We start from the raw sequence: 15,867 nt of genomic DNA on the forward strand, positions 1-15,867 counted from the left end.
AGGGTTTGATGATTCGTTCGCGCCAGTTGTTCTCACTTTTGCTGCTGCTTAACGCCACGCTCGCGCATGCGGAGTTATTCAAAATCACCGATATCCGCATCAACGGTCTGCAGCGTGTTTCTGCCGGCAGCGTGTTCGGCGCGCTGCCGCTGAACGTTGGCGATGAAGTGGACGATCACAGCCTGGTCGAGCCAACGCGCGCGCTGTTCAAGACCGGATTCTTTCAGGACATTCAGCTGGGCCGCGACGGTAATGTGCTGGTGGTGACGGTGGTGGAGCGCCCGACCCTGTCTTCCATCGAGATCACCGGCAACAAGGCCATTTCCACCGAAGACCTGATGAAAGGCCTGAAACAGTCAGGTCTGGCCGAAGGCGAAATTTTCCAGCGTGCAACCCTTGAAGGCGTGCGCAACGAATTGCAGCGCCAGTACGTCGCCCAGGGCCGGTATACCGCGTCCGTGGACGCGCAGGTCATCCCGCAGCCGCGCAATCGCGTCGGCCTGAAAATCGATATCGATGAAGGCACCGTCGCGGCCATCAAGCACATCAACATCGTCGGCAACAGCGTGTTTGCCGATGAAGACTTGGTTGGCCTGTTCGAACTCAAGACCAGCAACTGGCTGTCGTTCTTCAAGAACGACGACAAGTACGCCCGGGAAAAACTTTCCGGCGACCTCGAACGCCTGCGCTCTTATTACCTGGATCGCGGCTACATCAACATGGACATCGCCTCGACCCAGGTCTCGATGTCACCCGACAAAAAGAGCGTGTTCATCACCGTCAATATCAACGAAGGTGAGAAATACAGCGTCAAGTCGGTGAAGCTCAGCGGTGATTTGAAAGTGCCGGAAGACCAGGTCAAATCGCTGCTGCTGGTCAAACCGGGGCAAGTGTTCTCGCGCAAGGTCATGACCAGCACATCCGAGTTGATCACCCGCCGGCTGGGTAACGACGGCTACACCTTTGCCAACGTCAACGGCGTGCCGACCCCCAATGACAAAGACCGCACTGTCGATATCACCTTTGTGGTGGACCCCGGCAAGCGCGCCTACGTGAACCGCATCAACTATCGCGGCAACACCAAGACCGCCGACAACGTGCTGCGTCGCGAGATGCGTCAGATCGAAGGCGGCTGGGCGTCGACTTACCTGATTGACCAATCGAAAACCCGTCTTGACCGGCTGGGCTTCTTCAAGGAAGTGAACGTCGAAACCCCGGCGGTGCCAGGCACCGATGACCAGATCGACGTCAATTACAGCGTGATCGAACAGGCTTCCGGTTCGATCACGGCCAGCGTCGGTTTTGCCCAGAGCTCCGGCTTGATTCTCGGCGGTTCGATCAGCCAGACGAACTTTCTCGGCACCGGCAACTACGCCAGCATCGGCCTGACCCGCTCGGAATATCAGAGCAAATACAACTTCGGCTTTACCAACCCCTACTTCACGCCCAATGGCGTCAGCCTGGGGTACAACGTTTTCTATAGCGACACCGACTACAGCAAATATTACGACGATGGGGTTTCCTACTACGCCCTCAACAGCTTCGGCGCGGGCGTCAGCCTGGGTTATCCGATCAACGAAACCTCGCGCATTACCTACGGCATGACGGTGCAGCACGACACCCTCGATCCGGGCACTTACAGCGCCGATGAAATCTACGACTTCATCGAACGTGAAGGCAGCGAATTCACCAACTTCAAGGCGAGCATGGGCTGGTCGGAGTCCACCTTGAACAAAGGCGTGCTGGCCACTCGTGGTCATTCGCAAAGCCTGACGTTCATGGCCACCGTGCCCGGTAGCGACCTGACCTTCTACAAGATCGACTACACCGGCCAAACGTTTCTGCCGGTCAGTAACGCCACCTCTGTGCGTCTGCACACCAAACTGGGTTATGGCGGGGGTTACGGCTCCAGCGATGGCCTGCCGTTCTATGAAAACTACACGGCGGGCGGGCAGGACACGGTTCGCGGTTTCAAAAGCGGCACGCTGGGCCCGCGCAACACGGCGGCCACCGGCAACTACTCAAGCCAGGGGCAGGAATACTATTCGGACCGTGATACCGAGGCCCTTGGCGGCAACATTCTGATTACCGGCGGTGCGGAATATCTGTTCCCGATGCCCTTCATCAAAGACCAGAAGGCACTGCGAACTTCACTGTTCTGGGACTTCGGCACCGTCTACTCCAGCAAGTGTTATCTGGCGACCACGCAGAACTGCGATGGCGTGAGCCTCGATCAGATGGCCAGCTCCATCGGCGTCGGTGCAACCTGGTATTCGCCGTTGGGACCCTTGAGTTTCAGTCTCGCTCTGCCGGTGAAAAAGCCGGACGACTCCGAAGCCCAGATCTTCCAGTTCTCCCTTGGCCAGACCTTTTAACCCCATGACCGCGTCTGCCCGGAGCATCGGATGAACAAACACCCGCACCAAAGCAGGCCGGTGAAGCTGGCCTTGATCGAGGAAATGCCCATCGAGGTGATGGACGCGTTGCAGGACAAACTGCGCGAATTTCTCGGTGAAAACTTCACGGTCGTATTGGCCGGCAGCGGCGGCCGGCAGGAATCAACCCGCTATCACCTGCAGATCTATTTCAAGAACACCGAAATGTGCGTCGAAACCCAGGGCGCGGTACAAGCCGATTTCATCGAGCAAATCTTTAACGTCGCCCGCCAGATGAAAGCCATGATGAACAACACCGCGACCCTCAACCGCATGAGCGGCAGCGGCGATGTGCGCTTGCTGTGCTGGATCAGCGATGCGGCGTGTACGCCAAAGGTTGAGGGCAAGGCAAATAAGCTGCGCCATCGCAAGCGAAGTTTTCAGGTGCGGGTGGGGTAGGGGTCGTCGCTTCCTCGTGCTGTGCGCTGATGCTGGATTCTGAGAATCTGAACCTGGTTATTCTTGATTTGATAGGTTGCGATAAAGGGATGACGTACGAATACCAATTCACGCTTTCCTCGAAATTGAGATGGTCGGCCTATTTCACTGAACATTGTCAGCTGTTCCAGTCCCTCGACGGTGCGAAAAATGACGTCGTTTGCTGCCTTGATGCCGGAATGTGACGCGTAGTGCTCGTGAATAGCTTGCAGATCGCTCTCTGCTTTGTCAGTCATCGCTATTGTTAGCACGCTCTACCCACTTGGCTTTCACGATTTCAAGATCGGTAAGGCGTCCAGCTTCTGCATCAGCAATTCCTTCGTCTATCTCTCGCAGACAGGTCAGTTCTGCTTCGAGATAACGCTGTAGTGCGCGCTGCAAATGATGCTCGCGATCCTGACCTGTGGCCAAGGCCAGTTCGTCTAAATTCTCTACCAGTTGTTCTTCGACCCTGAACGACAGGATGGGCGATGCCATGGCGTATCCCCAAAATTGACGAGTGTAGGCGTGTGCGCAAGGCAGAAAAGTATACCGCTGCTGGCTGGCGCGCAACGAAGTCCCATCGGTTAAGTGCGTCATGGAGTCGAGGTCCTTGAAAGAGTTGTCGATGTTGAAATCTACCAATGTTCACCTCATCCTTGAGCTATATATGTATTACCCGAGGAGATGCTGAACTACCCAGATGCGCTTATCAGCAAGACACTTCCCTTCCCCTTGAGTGAAATTTCCGAGAAAATCCCGACCGCTTGCGCCTTGTGATTCAGGTCACTAATCTCCTGCCGTCGCTGCAAAATCAGCGATCAGGTTTGGTAGATCTGAGGATATGGAGGCGCAAGGTGCCACCTTTTGCGGGGTGCTTTTATACGGCCTGTTTTTGGTGGCCGTGCGCATGGCGTCTTCGGACGCGCCGGCCGCCTCCTACCGGTTCTACCAACTTGCGTACGGCCGCCACCTTTTGTTTGGTAGCGAAATTGGCGGCTCCTTTCTATTTTGGAGTTTTATCAAATGCTCGAAACCACATCTGAAATCCCCTTCATCGCCAACCAATCCCTGACCCAGGAACAAGCCCTGATCCACGCCTCCGATCTCCTGCGTTGCGCCATGGCCGCCTATGAATGCGGCGACAGCCTTTCCGGTGCCAAGCGTGATCTGACGTTCTCCGTCGTGCATCTGGTTGAAATGGCCAATGTGATGGTCGAGCGCTCGTTGCGCTAGTCGGTCTTAACGGGGACCCGTTGGAGCGAGGCTTGCCCGCGAATACGTCTTCGGGAATGAATTCCCTCCTACAAGAATTCCCGATCTCCCGTGGGACCGGATTTGTCCGGGAAGCTTCGCGGGCAAGCCCGCCAACAAGGTTATCCATTACTCCAACCGTAACGATTCCACCGTTTGCTTGATTGATGCCCGACACCCTTCGCTCCTAAGGTGACCCACGACAGCGAATTCGTGGAGTGACCATGACAACAATAATGAACCCCGACGCGCGCTGGTCGCGTCGTCGCAGTGAAAAACAGCGGCGGCTCGAACAGGTGCGGCATCTTGCCGATGGTGTGGTGTTGCCGACTGACCAGATCGTGGCGGCGCTGGAAGCCCTGATGATGCCGGGCGACCGCGTGGTGCTGGAGGGCAACAACCAGAAACAGGCGGATTTCCTTTCCCGCTCGCTGGCCAAGGTTGACCCGGCCAGGCTGCACGACCTGCACATGATCATGCCCAGCGTCGGCCGTTCCGAGCATCTGGATCTGTTCGAACGCGGCATCGCCCGCAAGCTCGATTTCTCTTTCGCCGGTACGCAAAGCCTGCGCATCAGCCAGTTGCTGGAAGACGGCCTGCTGGAAGTCGGCGCGATTCATACCTACATCGAGCTGTATTCGCGGCTGGTCGTCGACCTGATCCCCAACGTCGTGTTGTCCGCCGGTTTCATGGCCGACCGCGCGGGCAATATCTACACCGGACCGAGCACCGAAGACACGCCAGCGCTGATCGAACCCGCCGCGTTCAGCGACGGCATCATCATCGTCCAGGTCAATCAGCTGGTGGATGACGTCAGCGAGTTGCCTCGCGTTGATATCCCGGCGTCTTGGGTTGACTTCGTGGTGGTGGCCGACAAGCCGTTCTACATCGAGCCGCTGTTCACTCGCGACCCGCGCCACATCAAGCCAGTGCATGTGCTGATGGCGATGATGGCGATTCGCGGCATCTACGAGAAACACAACGTTCAATCGCTGAACCACGGCATTGGTTTCAACACCGCCGCCATCGAACTGATCCTGCCGACCTACGGCGAATCCCTCGGCTTGAAAGGCAAGATCTGCCGCAACTGGACCCTCAATCCGCACCCGACCTTGATCCCGGCCATCGAAAGCGGCTGGGTGGAAAGCGTGCATTGTTTCGGCACCGAGCTGGGCATGGAAAATTACATCGCCGCGCGGCCTGATGTGTTCTTCACCGGCCGCGACGGCTCGCTGCGGTCCAACCGCATGATGTGCCAGCTGGCCGGGCAGTACGCGGTGGATCTGTTCATTGGCGCGACGTTGCAGGTCGATGGCGACGGGCATTCCTCGACCGTGACGCGCGGACGCCTGGCTGGGTTCGGTGGCGCGCCGAACATGGGCCATGACCCGCACGGCCGCCGCCATCCGACGCCCGCCTGGCTGGACATGCGCCAGCAGAGCGGCGATGGCCCGGAAGCTTATCTTGAGCGCGGCAAAAAGCTCGTCGTGCAGATGGTCGAAACCTTCCAGGAAGGCGGCAAACCCACGTTCGTCGAAACCCTCGATGCCGTTGAAGTAGCGAAGAAAAGCGGCATGCCGCTGGCGCCGATCATGATTTATGGCGATGACGTGACGCACCTGCTCACCGAAGAAGGCATCGCTTATCTGTACAAGGCGCGCAGCCTGGAAGAGCGTCAGGCGATGATCGCCGCCGTCGCGGGCGTCACCGTGATCGGCCTGCGTCACAACCCCAAAGACACTGCGCGCATGCGCCGCGAAGGCTTGATTGCCTTGCCCGAAGACCTGGGAATTCGCCGCACCGACGCCAGCCGCGAATTGCTCGCGGCCAAGAGCATCGGCGATCTGGTCCAGTGGTCAGGCGGGTTGTACAACCCGCCCGCCAAATTCAGGAGCTGGTAATGAGCGCACTCGCACGCAAAACCGAATCTGAAGCGCTGTCCCTCGCCGATCATCTGGCGGATCTCGCCGTGGAAGCGTTGATCGATGAAGCGGACTTGTCGCCGAAACCCGCGCTGGTGGATCGACGCGGCAGCGGTGCCCACCGCGATTTGCACCTGGGTTTGATGCACGCATCGGCGTTGTCGCTGTGGCCTGCCTTCAAGGAAATGGCCGAAGCCGCCATGGAGTTTGGCGTCATTGGCCAACCCTTGCGCGAAGCCTTGGGGCGCATTGGTCGAGAGGGCGAAGCCGCAATGCTGCGCACCACCGAAGGCGTGAACACTCATCGCGGCGCGATCTGGGCCTTGGGATTGCTGGTGACCGCAGCGGCACTGGAACCGGAAAATTGCAGCGCCGCAAGCCTCAGCCTGCGCGCTGCCAAGCTGGCGCTGATTGATGATCGCCATGTCATCGCCCAAGCCAGCCACGGCCAGCAAGTGGCCCGTCGTTACGGCGCCATGGGCGCGAAAGAACAAGCGCAACTGGGCTTCCCCGCCGTCCTGCAGTTCGGTTTGCCGCAACTGCAACGCAGCCGCGCCACGGGTCATGGCGAGCAGAACGCGCGACTCGATGCCTTGCTGGCGATCATGACCACCTTGAGTGATACCTGCGTGCTGTATCGCGCTGGCACCGCCGGGCTGAACGCCATGCAACGCGGCGCGCAACGGGTGCTGGATGCCGGTGGCAGCGCGAGCCTCAGCGGTCGGCGCTGCCTGCACGAACTGGATCAGCAATTGTTGCAGCTCAACGCATCGCCCGGTGGTGCCGCTGATCTGCTCGCCGCCTGCCTGTTCATCGATAGCCTTGAGCCCGCGCTCGGCCATTTATCGAGGAGTGACTAACCATGGAAACCTTGTCTTTTGAATTCCCCGCCGGTCAGCCGCCCGTGAGCCGTGCGTTGGTGGGTTGCGTCGGTTCGGGTGATCTGGAAGTGCTGCTGGAACCCGGCGTGCCGGGCAAGTTGTCGATCAATGTGGTGACCTCGGTGAACGGCGCTTCCGCCCGCTGGCAGCATCTGTTCCAGCGCATGTTCGACGGCCAGATGCCGCCAGCCATGACCATCGATATCCACGATTTCGGCGCGACGCCGGGTGTGGTGCGCTTGCGTCTGGAACAGGGTTTCGAGGAGGTCGGTCATGACTGATGTCGCGCGTTTGTTGAGTCAACACAGCTTCATCGAACTGGGCGCTCGGCAGCGGGCGCAGGCCTTGCTCGACCCGGGCAGTTTCCGCGAGTTGGTCGGCCCGTTCGAGCGCCTGATGTCGCCCTGGCTGATCAAGCAAGGCATCGTCGCTCAGGCTGATGATGGCGTGATCGTCGCCAAAGGCACCGTTAGCGGTTTGCCAGTGGTCATCGCCGCCATTGAAGGCGCGTTTCAAGGCGGCAGCATGGGCGAAGTCGGCGGTGCGAAAATGGCTGGCGCTTTGGAGCTGGCTGCTGAAGACAACCGCAACGGCATCCCGACCGCAGCGATTTTGTTGCTGGAAACCGGCGGCGTGCGCTTGCAGGAGGCCAATCTGGGCCTGGCGGCGATTGCCGAAATTCACGCGGCGATTGTCGACCTGCGCCAGTACCAACCGGTGGTTGGCGTGGTGGCTGGTAGCGTCGGCTGCTTTGGCGGCATGTCCATCGCCGCAGGTCTTTGCAGTTATCTGCTGGTGACCCAGGAAGCACGCCTCGGCCTGAACGGCCCGCAGGTGATCGAGCAGGAAGCCGGGATCGAAGAATACGATTCTCGCGACCGGCCCTTCATCTGGAGCCTGACCGGTGGTGAGCAACGCTTTGCCAGTCATCTGGTGGACGGTTTCGCCGCCGATGACGTGCAGGACATTCGCGCCCAGGTGACGGCGTGGATCAAGCAAGGCGTGCCGACCGAAAACCGCAGCGGCCAGTACGAGCTGTTTTTGCAGCGACTGGCGCGGCTGGACACTCAAGCGCAGATCGAGCCGTTGACCGTGCGCGATCTGTACCAAGGAGCCCAATCATGAGCGCGTCCTCACGAGGTTTGAACTGGTTCAAGGCGCTCAGCGCCAACGCCGCCGAAGTGGTGGGCTTGCCGCATTCGGTCAAGGCCGCCGATGGTGTGTTGGCAGACCAGCCGGTGCGCTTTCTGGCTGTGGTGGCCGACGTCGAGAACCGCTTCCCTCGGGCGCGCAACGGCGAAGTCGGCTTGCTGGAAGGTTGGGGTCTGGCCAAGGCTGTGGATTCTGCCATCGAACTGGATCGCGACCACGAACACAAACGTGCGCTGATCGCCATCGTCGATGTGCCAAGCCAGGCTTATGGTCGGCGCGAAGAAGCGCTGGGCATTCATCAAGCGCTGGCGGGCGCAGTGGACAGTTATGCCCGCGCGCGTCTGGCCGGGCATCCGGTGATCGCCCTGTTGGTGGGCAAAGCCATGTCGGGTGCGTTTCTGGCCCACGGCTATCAGGCCAACCGGCTGATTGCCCTGCGTGATCCGGGTGTCATGGTGCATGCCATGGGCAAGGAATCGGCTGCTCGCGTTACCTTGCGCAGCGTCGAGGAACTGGAAAAACTCGCCGCCAGCATTCCGCCCATGGCTTACGACATTGAAAGCTTCGCCAGCCTCGGCCTGCTCTGGGAAACCTTGTCGGTGAGCCAGATCGAACAGCCCACCGCGCAGGATTTGACTCAGGTTCAGGACGTGTTGAGCAGCGCCATCAAAGATGTGCACGCCACCGGCAGCGACTTGCGCAGCCGCCTCGGCGCGAGCAATCGCCAGGCGTCGAGCAAAGTGCGCGAACTGCTGCGGGCGCAGTGGTAAATGAACACTGAACGGACGGTGCTGGCCCATGATTTGTTGTGGGGCATGCCCGTGTCCGCGCTGCCGGACGACGCGCCGGATTGGGTGGTCGAGGCGGTGCGCCTCGGGCATCCAGTTGTGGTGCGCCGGGCATCGGCGCCGGTTGGGCAGGTTGCCGTCGGCGTGCGCGGGCCACGTCGCGAGCAGCGTTATGCGACGTTCATGGCGCTGGCTGATGTGCAGCGCTGTGTGCGGCCCGAACAACTGACAGCAACGCTCGGCGAAAACGATTGGCCCGCGTTGCAGGCCTTGGCGCAGATCCGCCCGCCAATGAATGCCTTGGGCCTGATTTGGGGCGTCAGCGGCAGTGCAGGATTCGAACTGGCCAGCGGCATTGCGGCGCTGCATCAGCACAGCGATCTGGACTTGATCGTCCGCACCCCGGATTTCGTCAGTCGTATTTGGGCTGCCGAGTTGGTGCAAAGACTGAACGACGCGGTGTGCCGCATTGACGTGCAATTGCAAACACCGTTCGGCGCAGTCGCGCTGCGTGAATGGGCGGGCGCATCGCGTCAGGTGTTGCGCAAAAGTGCGAGCGGCGCTGAGTTGGTGGCTGAGCCTTGGCATCTGGAAGCGGTGTGCTCATGAGCAGCCTTTGGGTGTTTCCCGGTCAGGGCGCGCAGCAAACCGGCATGTTGCAGCAATTGCCTGGCGAGCAATCCGTACGCCGTTGTTTGAGCGAAGCCAGCGCTGCATTGGACGAAGACGTTTTACTGCTCGACTCAGAGCAAGCGCTGCAATCGACCCGCGCCGTCCAGCTGTGCCTGTTGATCGCTGGCGTGGCCTACGCCCGGTTATTGCAGGCAAAAGGCTGCACGCCGGATTACGTTGCCGGGTTGTCCATCGGTGCATATCCGGCTGCGGTGATTGCCGGGTCGTTGGCGTTCGACGATGCCGTACGGCTTGTGGCCTTAAGGGGTCAGTTGATGCAAGACGCTTATCCCGAAGGCTACGGCATGACCGCCATCATCGGGCTCGATCAAGGCACGGTCGAAGCGTTGCTTGCCGAGGTGCACAGCGCCGCAACGCCGGTTTATCTGGCCAATCTCAATGCCGACAACCAGTTCGTGATTGCCGGCAGCGTCGCGGCCATGGCCTCGGTGGCGCAGCGGGCCAAAGCCAGCGGCGCCGCAGCGGCCAGGCGCCTGGCGGTGAGTGTGCCGTCCCATTGCGCGCTGCTCGACCGACCGGCGCAAACCCTGGCGGCGGCGTTGGCTGACGTCACGGTCAACGCGCCTCAGATTCGCTATCTCAGCGGCACTAGCGCACGGCCGATTCTGAGCGCCGACAAGCTGAGTGATGATCTGGCGTTCAACATGTGCCGGGTCATCGACTGGCGCAGCACCGTGCAGACCGCTTACGAGCGTGGCGTGCGCCTGCACATTGAATTACCGCCGGGCACCGTGTTGACGGGGCTGGCGCGAAAAGTGTTCGAACAAGGCACGGCAATCGCTTTTCAAGGCGCTCGCCTGGACAGTCTGGTCGCGCTGTCGCGTGAGGAGGGCCGCCGCAACCCATAGACCGCAGTGCTGTTTCGAAGGACAAAAACAACAACTTCGTCAGGCAAACATAGAGGAATAACAATAATGATTATCTACGGTGTGGCACTGCTGGCGATCTGCACGCTCGCGGGGGTGATTCTCGGCGACCTGCTCGGCGTTCTGCTGGGCGTAAAATCCAACGTGGGCGGCGTCGGGATCGCGATGATCCTGCTGATCTTCGCCCGTCTCTACATGCAAAAACGCGGCGGCATGACCAAGGAATGCGAGCTCGGCGTCGGCTTCTGGGGCGCGATGTACATTCCGGTGGTGGTGGCGATGGCCGCGCAACAGAACGTCGTCACGGCGTTGAAAGGTGGCCCGGTTGCGGTATTGGCGGCCGTGGCGTCGGTGGTGATCTGCGGTTGCACGATTGCCGTGATCAGCCGCACCAACAAGGGCGAGCCGCTGCCCGATGAGGAACCGCTGATTATTCCGGGCATTTCCCCAACTCCAGCCGCAACCCCAACACCAACTCCAGTCGGGGGTCGTTGATATGTGGGAAATCATTGATAAAGGCTTGATCAATAACGGGCTGGTCACGGCGTTCGCTTTCGTCGGCGCGGTGATGTGGATTTCCGTGGTGATCTCCAAGCGCCTGACCTTCGGGCGCATTCACGGCTCGGCCATCGCCATCGTCATCGGGCTGATTCTGGCCTGGGTCGGCGGCACCATGACCGGCGGCCAGAAAGGCTTGGCCGACATCACGCTGTTCTCCGGTATCGGCCTGATGGGCGGCGCGATGCTGCGAGATTTCGCCATCGTCGCCACGGCGTTCGAAGTGCAGGCAACCGAAGCGCGCAAGGCCGGGATGATCGGCGTGATTGCCTTGCTGCTGGGCACTATCCTGCCGTTCATTGTCGGGGCAAGCATCGCCTGGGTGTTCGGCTATCGCGACGCAATCAGCATGACCACGATTGGCGCGGGCGCTGTGACCTATATCGTCGGCCCGGTCACCGGTGCGGCGCTGGGCGCGACCTCGGATGTGGTGGCATTGTCGATTGCCACCGGCTTGATCAAGGCGATTCTGGTGATGGTCGGCACACCCATGGCCGCGCGCTGGATGGGCTTGGATAACCCGCGTTCGGCGATGGTCTTCGGCGGTTTGGCCGGCACCGTCAGCGGCGTAACCGCAGGCCTGGCGGCAACCGATCGACGCCTGGTGCCTTACGGCGCACTGACCGCGACGTTCCACACCGGGCTGGGTTGCCTGCTTGGGCCGTCGTTGCTGTATTTCATCGTCAGGGCGATTGTGGGGTAGACCAAATCCGTTGGAGGCTTGCCCGCGAATGATTCTGCACGGTATGACTGATGCACCGCGTCGACCGGTTCGCGGGCAAGCCTCGCTCCAACGAAATCAGGTCGCCAGTCGATTGCTATACATCCGGCACTCCGCGACCAACGCCAGCAGATTCGGGTCGCGCTCGCGGGATTTGAGGAACACCAGGCCGATGTGCTGCTGCATGTGATAGCGCGCTTGCAGCGGGATCAGGCGCACGCGGTTTTCGTAGACGGCCGCGATGCGCCCCGGCAGCAGGGCATATCCCACGCCTGAGCTGACCATGCTCAGCAAGGTAAAGATGTCGTTCACCTGCATCGCCACTTTCGGTTCGAACCCCGCCCGCTGAAACACTCGCGCACCGTCGCGGTGGGTGGCGAAGCCTTGGGTGAGGGTGATGAACGTGGCTTCGCGCAGGTCGCTGAGGTCCACTTCGCGGTGTTGCGAAAACGGCGAATCAGCGGGCGCGGCAAGGAAGATGTCATCGGAAAACAGCGGCAGGTGCTCGCAATCCGCATCGTTGACGCTTTCGTCCAGCGACACCAGGATGGCGTCCACTTCCATGTTCTTGAGCTTGTAGAACAGGTCGAGGTTCGAGCCCAGAATCAGATCGATATTCAGCTCGCTGCGGCGGATTTTCAGACCCATGATCAACTGCGGCACGGTTTTGACCGTCAGTGAATACAAAGCCCCCAACTTGAAGCGCGCCGCCGAGAAACCCGCCGCCTGACGGGTCAGTTCGACCGTGGCGAGCACGTCCTGGATCAGCTTCTGCGCACGTTCTTCCAGCACATAAGCGCTTTCCAGCGGCGTCAGGTTGCGCCCTTCGTGTTTGAACAGCGGGCAGCGCAGGGCACTTTCCAGAGAATGAATCGCCCGGTGTACGCTGACGTTGCTGGTCTGCAACTCGGCGGCCGCCCGGGCGAGGTTGCCCGTGCGCATGAAGGCCAGGAAAATTTCCAGCTTCTTGAGGGTCAACTCATCGTCGATTTGCATGGCAAAGGTTTCTTGTTTGAATGCTAGCGATTGTGCCCAAGTCATGCGCCGCTGGCTGCACTAAATTCCCTGTCGGCGCATGCGCTGGTTGCACTGCGGGCGTTTAACCTAGAGCCTTGCGCAGGATTCTGGTCAGCGAGGTAATGTGCGGATGTATCACGGAGAAAAATTCAACGCCTGGTCGCATCTGATCGGCGCCGTGCTGGCGCTGGTTGGTGCGGTCTGGCTGCTGGTGTATGCGAGCTTGTACGGCGATGTCTGGAAAGTCGTCAGCATGGCGATTTATGGCGTGACGCTGGTGACCTTGTACAGCGCGTCGACGGTGTACCACAGCGTTCGCGGGCGGGCGAAACAGATCATGCAGAAGGTCGATCACTTTTCGATCTATCTGCTGATCGCCGGCAGCTACACGCCGTTTTGCCTGGTCACGTTGCGCGGCGCGTGGGGCTGGACGTTGTTCGGCATCGTCTGGGGCCTGGCGATTATCGGCATCCTGCAGGAAATCAAACCGCGCTCCGAAGCGCGAATCATGTCCATCGTCATTTATGCGGTGATGGGCTGGATCGTGCTGGTGGCGGTCAAACCACTGTTGGCGGCACTGGGCACGGCGGGCTTTACTTTTTTGGCAGCCGGCGGCGCGCTGTACACCATCGGCATCATCTTCTTCGCCTACGATACGCGCTTCCGCCATTGGCACGGGATCTGGCATCTGTTCGTCATCGCCGGAAGCCTGCTGCACTTTGGGGCGATTTGTTTTTATGTGGTGTAACGGGCTCGGACGCCTGTATACCTCCCGAGGAGCGGGTGGCTTCGATCTGCGCCACGATTGAGTCAATCCACATGCCTCACATGCCGCGCCATCAGGTTCGGGCGTTTGAAGGTGTCGATGTTATCGATGTTTTCCAGTAGCTGGCTTAAGTGCAGCTTGTAGGTTTCGTCGTCCATGTCGATCCAGAAGCGCGGATTACGGCCGGTTTTCAGGTCGTGGGCGGCGGTGGTCGGGTCGAGATGGCGAAACTCTTCATAACGCGGCAAATCCGGCAGCGGGCGGCTGGTGTCCATATAGTTCTGCAGAAAATCCCATAACGCGCAGGGCATCTGCCAGCGGTTATCGACGTTAACCAGCGAAGAAAAATTGATCACGATGTCCCGATAACGATGCGCAATGCATAACACATGATTCATCGAACCCTGCCGATCTGGCCCCGATTCAAGGTAAGCATCGAACTCATAAAACGGCGCGGTTAATTCGCCGATAGTGCCGTTTTTCTTGTATTCGCCGTTGTTGTCGTAGTCGAAAAGCGTTACCAGACCGGTGCGACGATTGAGTTCCCAGATTGGGCCTCGGGAGGGTTTTACCCAGAGTTTGGGGAGTTTGTGGATGACTAATGAGCCTATCATCCAGCACAGTAGAGGAAGCCCGATGAACCACGAGAGAAAATTCTTAAGCATATCTAGGGCAACAACCTCCCATGGCTCTAAATCGATATATATAACCACTGATAAAGCGAAGATAGAAGGAATCAAAAGAACCAAGAAAAATCCTTTACCGAACATGGCCATATAAATCCAAAATTGAGACCGCTTTGACCAAAGTGAATATCTGAACCGTTCATGGTCGTGTCTGTCGTGGAAATCCACATATTCATAGGGCGCGGGAACGTAAGTACCCAACGCAAGTTTCTCCTCGCGCTCTTTCCGCATATCTGCTTGAAAACGTAACTTCTCAGGCGCACGTTCACGCAGAAAATCATCTGGAGCAACGTTTTGAGATTTGCCCCAAGGCAGACGTTTCTTGGCAAGCCGTTTTAGCCACGAGCGCTCCGTGGAGGGTGCTTGATTGGGAATGCTGTCTGAACGATAAGCCGAGGCTGCATAGTAGGGCGTTTTAACGGCGGTCACTGCGCGTCCTCCACTTTGTTTTCGGTTTCGTCAGCCCAGAACAAACTTCCACGACTTTCAAAATCCGGTTTTGCATAGGCCGGCCTGAAGGGCGTCGGGTCCTTGGGTGGCGGAGCCGGGAATACCCAAGTATGCGGGCCGTCTCTCAGCGAAAGTTGCGCACGGACGTACCACTTGTAAAACTCACCTGGGAGATTTCTTGCAGGCTCCGACAAATAGGAAGGAGGCGTGTTGACAAACATCTCCAGTGCATTTGGCAGAAGTCGATGAGCAAAATCTTTAACAGGTGTCAGCGTGCTCTTTTCGTATGCATTGATACGCGATATATCGTGAAATTTTTCAGTACACTTGAGGGCTAAAAACGCCTTGACATCTATCCCTTCCATTACATTCAGAAGACCCGCGAGACTACTTTCAATACGAATTCGGGTATTGGCCTTGCGTACCTCGAATGGCACCGTGTCACGAAAGTCCAGATGGTAATCGGGAACAAAGTCCGGGTTGTGGTCGATGCTGATACGTATATTGGCGAAGAGGCTGAGCAGGTAATAAAAAGCAGTTTCAGGCTCGTGCAGGTGTGGCGCGGCGTCATGCTGATCGTCGCCAAATGGCCCTTTTTTCAGCCAGTCGTCAATGGGCTTGCTGCTCAGCCAGTACGCCAATCCCGCACCAGCGACAATCAATAGCAGCGAGGCCCAACCCAAGGGACTCAAGCCAAGGAAGGAAGTGCCGCCAATTACCAAACTGCTCATGGTGCCGATCAACCCGCCAGAAGCCATGATCAAATGGCCAATATAAGTGTCGTCGCCCCATTTGTATGAATACCAGGCGTCGTAGAGGTTGAGTCCGACGAAGATCAGACCGGCGCTGATCTGGCCAAGTAATCGAGCGCTGTATTTTTTTACCAGCCGATTACTAAGCGATCCGAAAAGTTGCTTGGCAATATTATCAGGAATGATGAATACAGTTTTGCGTCCAACTGCCAAAACAGAATGACTACCAACCAGCTTCACAGTCAGCGCTTCCAAAGCGATGGCCAAATCAATTCCTGCTCCCGCTAAACCCGCACCCATTCGAATCCTGCTTTTCTCCCGACTCGTCTGCAACGAAAGATCCAACTCATTCACCAAATTCCAAATCTCCAACCCCACAATCGCCCCCGCCACCGGCACCGAATCCAACGCCCGAAAAGCCGTACTATCGCGCATCGCATCCCGCAGCTTGATCGCGTTCTCCAACCCACTCAGTTTTTCAGCCTTGTCCGCCGCCCGTTTGGCCGTGT

The 15,867-nt window shown here is 58.9% G+C and carries 17 protein-coding genes and 1 pseudogene; 13 read left to right on the forward strand and 5 right to left on the reverse strand.

Annotated features, from left to right (window positions below; genetic code table 11):
- Positions 1 to 8: 8 nt before the first annotated feature.
- On the forward strand, positions 9 to 2,375 hold the full coding sequence (bamA, locus tag ACP7E4_RS27195) for an outer membrane protein assembly factor BamA (RefSeq protein WP_426118948.1): 2,367 nt from the start codon (positions 9 to 11) through the stop codon (positions 2,373 to 2,375).
- A gap of 30 nt (positions 2,376 to 2,405) precedes the next feature.
- Complete coding sequence (locus ACP7E4_RS27200; protein ID WP_426118947.1) at positions 2,406 to 2,834, forward strand: hypothetical protein; 429 nt, start codon at positions 2,406 to 2,408, stop codon at positions 2,832 to 2,834.
- Here the strand turns inward: ACP7E4_RS27200 and ACP7E4_RS27205 are convergent.
- Both ACP7E4_RS27205 and ACP7E4_RS27210 read right to left on the reverse strand, forming a co-directional pair.
- Complete coding sequence (locus tag ACP7E4_RS27205; RefSeq protein ID WP_426118946.1) at positions 2,816 to 3,109, reverse strand: type II toxin-antitoxin system RelE/ParE family toxin; 294 nt, start codon at positions 3,107 to 3,109, stop codon at positions 2,816 to 2,818. The genes ACP7E4_RS27200 and ACP7E4_RS27205 overlap by 19 nt on opposite strands.
- The gene (locus ACP7E4_RS27210; RefSeq protein WP_426118981.1) at positions 3,102 to 3,350 is read right to left on the reverse strand and encodes a CopG family ribbon-helix-helix protein; all 249 of its coding nucleotides are present in this window, start codon (positions 3,348 to 3,350) and stop codon (positions 3,102 to 3,104) included. Before ACP7E4_RS27210 ends, ACP7E4_RS27205 begins: the two co-directional genes overlap by 8 nt.
- 528 nt (positions 3,351 to 3,878) lie before the next feature.
- Between ACP7E4_RS27210 and ACP7E4_RS27215 the strand changes: the two genes are divergently transcribed.
- From ACP7E4_RS27215 to madM, 10 genes are all read left to right on the forward strand, one after another.
- The gene (locus ACP7E4_RS27215) at positions 3,879 to 4,088 is read left to right on the forward strand and encodes a DUF6124 family protein (RefSeq protein ID WP_426118944.1); all 210 of its coding nucleotides are present in this window, start codon (positions 3,879 to 3,881) and stop codon (positions 4,086 to 4,088) included.
- A gap of 242 nt (positions 4,089 to 4,330) precedes the next feature.
- On the forward strand, positions 4,331 to 6,007 hold the full coding sequence (gene mdcA, locus ACP7E4_RS27220) for a malonate decarboxylase subunit alpha (protein ID WP_426118942.1): 1,677 nt from the start codon (positions 4,331 to 4,333) through the stop codon (positions 6,005 to 6,007).
- On the forward strand, positions 6,007 to 6,888 hold the full coding sequence (locus tag ACP7E4_RS27225; RefSeq protein WP_426118940.1) for a triphosphoribosyl-dephospho-CoA synthase: 882 nt from the start codon (positions 6,007 to 6,009) through the stop codon (positions 6,886 to 6,888). The genes mdcA and ACP7E4_RS27225 overlap by 1 nt, the downstream gene beginning before the upstream one ends.
- A 2-nt stretch (positions 6,889 to 6,890) precedes the next feature.
- Positions 6,891 to 7,190 carry a malonate decarboxylase subunit delta gene (locus ACP7E4_RS27230; RefSeq protein WP_426118938.1) on the forward strand — a complete coding sequence of 100 codons (300 nt, stop codon included), beginning with the start codon at positions 6,891 to 6,893 and terminating at the stop codon, positions 7,188 to 7,190.
- Complete coding sequence (locus ACP7E4_RS27235) at positions 7,183 to 8,034, forward strand: biotin-independent malonate decarboxylase subunit beta (RefSeq protein ID WP_426118936.1); 852 nt, start codon at positions 7,183 to 7,185, stop codon at positions 8,032 to 8,034. Before ACP7E4_RS27230 ends, ACP7E4_RS27235 begins: the two co-directional genes overlap by 8 nt.
- Positions 8,031 to 8,831 carry a biotin-independent malonate decarboxylase subunit gamma gene (gene mdcE, locus ACP7E4_RS27240; protein ID WP_426118934.1) on the forward strand — a complete coding sequence of 267 codons (801 nt, stop codon included), beginning with the start codon at positions 8,031 to 8,033 and terminating at the stop codon, positions 8,829 to 8,831. The genes ACP7E4_RS27235 and mdcE overlap by 4 nt, the downstream gene beginning before the upstream one ends.
- Positions 8,832 to 9,458: a malonate decarboxylase holo-ACP synthase gene (locus ACP7E4_RS27245; RefSeq protein ID WP_426118932.1), complete on the forward strand. Its 627-nt coding sequence runs from the start codon at positions 8,832 to 8,834 to the stop codon at positions 9,456 to 9,458. It abuts the gene before it with no gap.
- Entirely contained in the window at positions 9,455 to 10,390 is a 936-nt protein-coding gene (gene mdcH / locus ACP7E4_RS27250) for a malonate decarboxylase subunit epsilon (protein ID WP_426118930.1), read from the forward strand. Before ACP7E4_RS27245 ends, mdcH begins: the two co-directional genes overlap by 4 nt.
- A gap of 66 nt (positions 10,391 to 10,456) precedes the next feature.
- Complete coding sequence (madL, locus tag ACP7E4_RS27255; protein ID WP_426118928.1) at positions 10,457 to 10,903, forward strand: malonate transporter subunit MadL; 447 nt, start codon at positions 10,457 to 10,459, stop codon at positions 10,901 to 10,903.
- A 1-nt stretch (position 10,904) separates the two neighbouring features.
- Positions 10,905 to 11,669 (forward strand): malonate transporter subunit MadM, encoded by a 765-nt coding sequence (madM, locus tag ACP7E4_RS27260; RefSeq protein WP_331149517.1) that lies wholly within the window; start codon positions 10,905 to 10,907, stop codon positions 11,667 to 11,669.
- A gap of 96 nt (positions 11,670 to 11,765) precedes the next feature.
- Here the strand turns inward: madM and ACP7E4_RS27265 are convergent, their stop codons facing one another.
- Positions 11,766 to 12,683, reverse strand: a complete 918-nt coding sequence (locus ACP7E4_RS27265) for a LysR family transcriptional regulator (RefSeq protein WP_426118926.1) — start codon at positions 12,681 to 12,683, stop codon at positions 11,766 to 11,768.
- 151 nt (positions 12,684 to 12,834) lie between these two features.
- On the opposite strand from ACP7E4_RS27265, the gene trhA reads away from it, so the two are divergent.
- The gene (gene trhA, locus ACP7E4_RS27270; protein WP_426118924.1) at positions 12,835 to 13,452 is read left to right on the forward strand and encodes a PAQR family membrane homeostasis protein TrhA; all 618 of its coding nucleotides are present in this window, start codon (positions 12,835 to 12,837) and stop codon (positions 13,450 to 13,452) included.
- A gap of 62 nt (positions 13,453 to 13,514) precedes the next feature.
- Here the strand turns inward: trhA and ACP7E4_RS27275 are convergent, their stop codons facing one another.
- Together ACP7E4_RS27275 and ACP7E4_RS27280 are read right to left on the reverse strand one after the other, a co-directional pair.
- Complete coding sequence (locus ACP7E4_RS27275; protein WP_426118922.1) at positions 13,515 to 14,585, reverse strand: hypothetical protein; 1,071 nt, start codon at positions 14,583 to 14,585, stop codon at positions 13,515 to 13,517.
- A pseudogene (locus tag ACP7E4_RS27280) lies at positions 14,582 to 15,867 on the reverse strand (hypothetical protein); the annotation flags it as partial. The pseudogene ACP7E4_RS27280 and the gene ACP7E4_RS27275, both read right to left, overlap by 4 nt.

The sequence above is a fragment of the Pseudomonas sp. DSP3-2-3 genome (assembly GCF_049898225.1).
Taxonomy (GTDB): Bacteria; Pseudomonadota; Gammaproteobacteria; order Pseudomonadales; family Pseudomonadaceae; genus Aquipseudomonas.

Excerpts from the sequence above, each read along its gene's own strand:
- ACP7E4_RS27245 (WP_426118932.1), top strand. The coding sequence starts at position 8,832 with ATGAACACTGAACGGACGGTGCTGGCCCATGATTTGTTGTGGGGCATG.
- bamA (WP_426118948.1), top strand. The coding sequence starts at position 9 with ATGATTCGTTCGCGCCAGTTGTTCTCACTTTTGCTGCTGCTTAACGCC.
- mdcE (WP_426118934.1), top strand. The coding sequence starts at position 8,031 with ATGAGCGCGTCCTCACGAGGTTTGAACTGGTTCAAGGCGCTCAGCGCC.
- mdcA (WP_426118942.1), top strand. The coding sequence starts at position 4,331 with ATGACAACAATAATGAACCCCGACGCGCGCTGGTCGCGTCGTCGCAGT.
- ACP7E4_RS27210 (WP_426118981.1), bottom strand. The coding sequence starts at position 3,350 with ATGGCATCGCCCATCCTGTCGTTCAGGGTCGAAGAACAACTGGTAGAG.
- ACP7E4_RS27230 (WP_426118938.1), top strand. The coding sequence starts at position 6,891 with ATGGAAACCTTGTCTTTTGAATTCCCCGCCGGTCAGCCGCCCGTGAGC.
- ACP7E4_RS27205 (WP_426118946.1), bottom strand. The coding sequence starts at position 3,109 with ATGACTGACAAAGCAGAGAGCGATCTGCAAGCTATTCACGAGCACTAC.
- ACP7E4_RS27225 (WP_426118940.1), top strand. The coding sequence starts at position 6,007 with ATGAGCGCACTCGCACGCAAAACCGAATCTGAAGCGCTGTCCCTCGCC.
- ACP7E4_RS27200 (WP_426118947.1), top strand. The coding sequence starts at position 2,406 with ATGAACAAACACCCGCACCAAAGCAGGCCGGTGAAGCTGGCCTTGATC.
- trhA (WP_426118924.1), top strand. The coding sequence starts at position 12,835 with ATGTATCACGGAGAAAAATTCAACGCCTGGTCGCATCTGATCGGCGCC.
- ACP7E4_RS27235 (WP_426118936.1), top strand. The coding sequence starts at position 7,183 with ATGACTGATGTCGCGCGTTTGTTGAGTCAACACAGCTTCATCGAACTG.
- mdcH (WP_426118930.1), top strand. The coding sequence starts at position 9,455 with ATGAGCAGCCTTTGGGTGTTTCCCGGTCAGGGCGCGCAGCAAACCGGC.
- ACP7E4_RS27265 (WP_426118926.1), bottom strand. The coding sequence starts at position 12,683 with ATGCAAATCGACGATGAGTTGACCCTCAAGAAGCTGGAAATTTTCCTG.
- madM (WP_331149517.1), top strand. The coding sequence starts at position 10,905 with ATGTGGGAAATCATTGATAAAGGCTTGATCAATAACGGGCTGGTCACG.
- ACP7E4_RS27215 (WP_426118944.1), top strand. The coding sequence starts at position 3,879 with ATGCTCGAAACCACATCTGAAATCCCCTTCATCGCCAACCAATCCCTG.
- madL (WP_426118928.1), top strand. The coding sequence starts at position 10,457 with ATGATTATCTACGGTGTGGCACTGCTGGCGATCTGCACGCTCGCGGGG.